Source organism: Pseudomonas sp. GD04158, from assembly GCF_029834875.1.
Classification (GTDB): Bacteria; Pseudomonadota; Gammaproteobacteria; order Pseudomonadales; family Pseudomonadaceae; genus Aquipseudomonas; species Aquipseudomonas hydrolytica.
In genome coordinates this window covers 1-3,814 of the sequence record NZ_JAODYT010000151.1, presented here as the reverse complement: position 1 = coordinate 3,814, position 3,814 = coordinate 1, and the positions used below count along the sequence as shown (strand labels likewise).

Sequence of the window (3,814 nt, the reverse complement as noted above, 5' to 3'; positions counted from 1 at the left end):
GATGCTCACAACAATGACAAGAACGGAGCTTCAAGATGAACCGATACCTGCGACTGGCCGCGCTGACCCTGGCCCTGGCGCCGCTGGCCTACCCCTGGGGCAATCTGGTGCGTGCCGCCGACGCGCCGGGCAAGACCGCCAGCGGCGTGCGCTACCACGGCGGCGACGAGATCATCCTCCAGGGCTTTCACTGGAATACCGTGCGGACCTCGAGCAACTGGTACGCGACCCTGGCCAGCATGGCGCCGACCCTGGCCGCCGACGGCTTCAGTGCGATCTGGATGCCGGTGCCCTGGCGCGATTTCTCCAGCTGGAGCGACCCCGGCAACGGCACCTCGGGCGGTGGCGAAGGCTACTTCTGGCACGACTTCAACAAGAACGGCCGCTATGGCAGCGACAGCCTGCTCAGACAGGCCGCCAGCGCGCTCAATGCGGCCGGGGTCAAACCCATCTACGACGTGGTGCCCAACCACATGAACCGCGGCTACCCGGACAAGGAGATCAACCTGCCGGCCGGCCAGGGGCTGTGGCGCCACGACTGCAATGACCCGGGCAACTACGCCAACGACTGCGACGACGGCGACCGCTTCATGGGCGGCGACGCCGACCTCAATACCGGCCACCCGCAGAACTACGCGATGTTCCGCGACGAGTTCGCCAGGCTGCGCAGCCAGTATGGCGCCGGGGGCTTTCGCTTCGACTTCGTCCGCGGCTACGCCGGCGAGCGGGTCGCCAGCTGGATGAGCGATGCCCACGACAACGGCTTCTGCCTCGGCGAGCTGTGGAAGGCGCCGGGCGAGTACCCGAGCTGGGACTGGCGCAACGGCGCCAGCTGGCAGCAGATCCTCAAGGACTGGTCCGATCGCGCCAAGTGCACGGTGTTCGACTTCGCCCTCAAGGAGCGCATGCAGAACGGCGGCATCGCCGACTGGCGCCACGGCCTCAACGGCAACCCCGATGCGCGCTGGCGCGAGGTGGCGGTGACCTTCGTCGACAACCACGACACCGGCTATTCGCCCGGCCCGCACGGCGGCCAGCACCACTGGCCGCTGCCGGATGCGCGGCTGAAGCAGGCCTATGCCTACATCCTCAGCAGCCCGGGTACACCGGTGGTGTACTGGCCGCACATGTACGACTGGGGCCATGGCGACTTCATCCGCCAGCTGATCCAGATCCGCCGTACGGCGGGGGTCAAGGCGGCCTCGGCGATCCAGTTCCACTCGGGCTTCTCCGGCCTGGTAGCGACCATCAGCGGCAGCCAGCAGCAACTGCTGATCGCCCTGGACTCCAACCTGTCCTCGCCCGGCCAGGTGGCCAGCGGCGACTTCACCCAGGCGCTCAACACTGATAACGGCGCGATTCGTATCTGGCGCAGCGGTCAGGGCGGCGGGGATGAGCAGGGCAACCTGGTCAGCGTCAACTTCCGTTGCGACAACGGCGTGACCCAGTGGGGCGACAGCGTCTATGCGCTGGGCAATGTCGCCCAGCTGGGCAACTGGAGCCCGGCCGGCGCCGTGCGCCTGACCGACACCAGCGCCTACCCGACCTGGAAAGGCAGCATCGCCCTGCCGGCCGGCCAGCAGGTGCAGTGGAAGTGCATAGTGCGCAGCGAAAGCAACCCGACCCAGGTCAAGACCTGGCAGCCGGGCGGCAACAACAGCGTGACGGTGGCGACAGGGGCCAGCACGGCGGGGAGTTTCTAACCCATGGATTGGTGCGCACGGCGCACCCTACGACGACGCCAATGCCGCGAACCGTAGGGTGCGCCGTGCGCACCGATCATTATCGAACCGGCTGCAACGCTGGCACCACCGACTATCCTGAAGCGGGCGACAGCGTTCAGGAGACAGGGAATGTCCGACTACCGCCGCGCCCGGGAGCAGGGCGCCTGCTATTTCTTCACCCTGGTCAGCCACCAGCGCCGGCCGTTTCTCACCGAGGCGCCGGTGCGCGCGGCATTGCGCGGCGCCATCGAGCAGGTGCGCCGGGGCTATCCTTTTGCCATCCACGGCTGGGTGCTGCTGCCCGATCACCTGCACTGCCTGTGGCAGCTGCCCCCGGGCGATGCCGAGTTCGGCCTGCGCTGGTCGATGATCAAGCGCCTGACCAGCCAGGCCCTGCCGCAATCCGAGGGCGTCAGCCTGAGCCGGCGTCTGCGCCGCGAGGCGGGCTTGTGGCAACGGCGATTCTGGGAACACCGCATCCGCGACGAACAGGACCTGCGCCGGCACCTGGATTACCTGCATTGGAATCCGGTGCGCCATGGCCTGGTGCAGCAGGTGGTGGATTGGCCCTGGTCGAGCTTCCATCGCCTGGTGCGCGAGGGCGTGTACCCGGCGGATTGGGGCGGGGTGGCAGAGGACGAGGGAACGTTTGGCGAATGACCACAAACCCGGTTCGTACGGCCTAGGCGGCGCCGCGAAACCCCACGGCCGGCGGGGTCCCGTAGGGTGCGCCGCGCGCACCAAGGATAAACGCCGATCCGCCAGGCCGGCGCCCATTCCGGGCCCGGTCGGGTTATCGCCGCTGGATGGGGTATGCCAAAAGAACCACCGCGGCCGCGGTGCGCACCAAGCCGCCGCTCTCGCGCCTATTCCCTAACCTGCCACTCATGCGCCTGCTGCAGCGCCCGCTCCAGTTCGTCGCGCCAGGCGTCCGGGGTGCGCCCGGCGAGCAGTTCCAGGCGCTGCAGCTGGGCGCCGCATTCGTGCAGGCACTGCTGCAGCCAGTCGATGCGCTGCAGGGTCAGCGGCGTGCAGGTCTGGCCGCCGAGGTCGTCTTCCAGGTCGCTCAGGTGCGAGCGCCAGGCCTCGCGCAGGTACAGGCCGTCCAGCCCGCTACGCAGCGCCGTGTGCCACTGGCCGATGATGCCGCCCAGCCAACCCAGCACCGAGGCGCTGGCGCCGCGTTTGATCAGCCTGCTGCGCAGACGCTGGTAGCACTCCAGGGCGATGCGCTTTTCCAGCTCCAGCGCGGCCAGGGCGGCGCTCTGCCCGCGCTCGCGCTCCAGGCCCAGCAGGTAGGCGTAGTAGCAGCGCGTTTCGAAGCGCTCGGCGCCGTGGTGCTGCGGCGTCAGCAACCCGTTGCTGTTGCACGCGCGCAGCGGGTCGAAGCGGTACATGTAGCCAAAGTCGAACAGGCGGATGCGGCCATCGTCGAGCAGGTTGCCCGGGCACAGGTCCCACTCGAAGAAGCCCAGCTGCAGCAGCGCCAGCAGCGTATCGAACAGCTGCAGCAGGCGCCGCTCGTCCCATTCGCCGATCGCCTCGCCGGCGATCCAGGGCGACAGCAGCAGGCCGTGGCGGTAGCTGGCGTAACGGGTCTCGACGATGCCGGCCAGGGCCTCGTGCCAGTCCGCCTGGCGCTTGAGCGCCTGCAGTTCGCCGCGGCGCTGCACTTCGTTGAGAAAGGAGGTCTGGCCGTCGGGGTTCTGCACCTTGCACGGGTGGCGTGCGCGCTTGAGGGTCCACAGGCGGCCGCTGGCCTCCAGCTGGTAGACCTCGGCGGTCAGCCCACCGGCGAAGTGGCGGCGTACCCAGGGGCTGCCGGGGCGGGTGGCCAGCAGGTGTTCGAGGGGCAGCGGGCAACCGGCGAGTGAGCCCACCTCCAGTTCGGCGCGGCTGGCGGCGAAGGCCAGTTGGCTTTGGCGGCGTTGTTGTTCGGGTGTCATATCGGGTCCTGTTGGTGCGCATAGCACACCCTACGGGTTGGCGTTGGCATATGCGCTTATCGCCCTTGCACTATCACCACCCGGTCCTTGCCGAGGGTGCGGGCGAAGGCGTAGGGCTGGGTGGACAGCTGCTGGTGGCGGCCG

3 protein-coding genes are annotated in these 3,814 nt (G+C 68.6%); 2 read left to right on the top strand and 1 reads right to left on the bottom strand.

The window, feature by feature from the left end; translation table 11 throughout:
- Positions 1 to 35: 35 nt before the first annotated feature.
- Both N7333_RS24125 and N7333_RS24120 read left to right on the top strand, forming a co-directional pair.
- Positions 36 to 1,703, top strand: coding sequence for a glucan 1,4-alpha-maltotetraohydrolase domain-containing protein (locus tag N7333_RS24125; protein WP_252576741.1), 1,668 nt, complete (start codon positions 36 to 38; stop codon positions 1,701 to 1,703).
- 150 nt (positions 1,704 to 1,853) lie between these two features.
- Positions 1,854 to 2,384: a transposase gene (locus N7333_RS24120; RefSeq protein WP_129483827.1), complete on the top strand. Its 531-nt coding sequence runs from the start codon at positions 1,854 to 1,856 to the stop codon at positions 2,382 to 2,384.
- A 206-nt stretch (positions 2,385 to 2,590) separates the two neighbouring features.
- On the opposite strand, the gene N7333_RS24115 is transcribed toward N7333_RS24120, so the two are convergent.
- Positions 2,591 to 3,670 (bottom strand): hypothetical protein, encoded by a 1,080-nt coding sequence (locus tag N7333_RS24115; RefSeq protein WP_129483828.1) that lies wholly within the window; start codon positions 3,668 to 3,670, stop codon positions 2,591 to 2,593.
- Positions 3,671 to 3,814: the final 144 nt, after the last annotated feature.

Bases quoted from the DNA above. Each gene is read 5' to 3' on its own strand.
- N7333_RS24125 (WP_252576741.1), top strand. From the start codon at position 36: ATGAACCGATACCTGCGACTGGCCGCGCTGACCCTGGCCCTGGCGCCG.
- N7333_RS24120 (WP_129483827.1), top strand. From the start codon at position 1,854: ATGTCCGACTACCGCCGCGCCCGGGAGCAGGGCGCCTGCTATTTCTTC.
- N7333_RS24115 (WP_129483828.1), bottom strand. From the start codon at position 3,670: ATGACACCCGAACAACAACGCCGCCAAAGCCAACTGGCCTTCGCCGCC.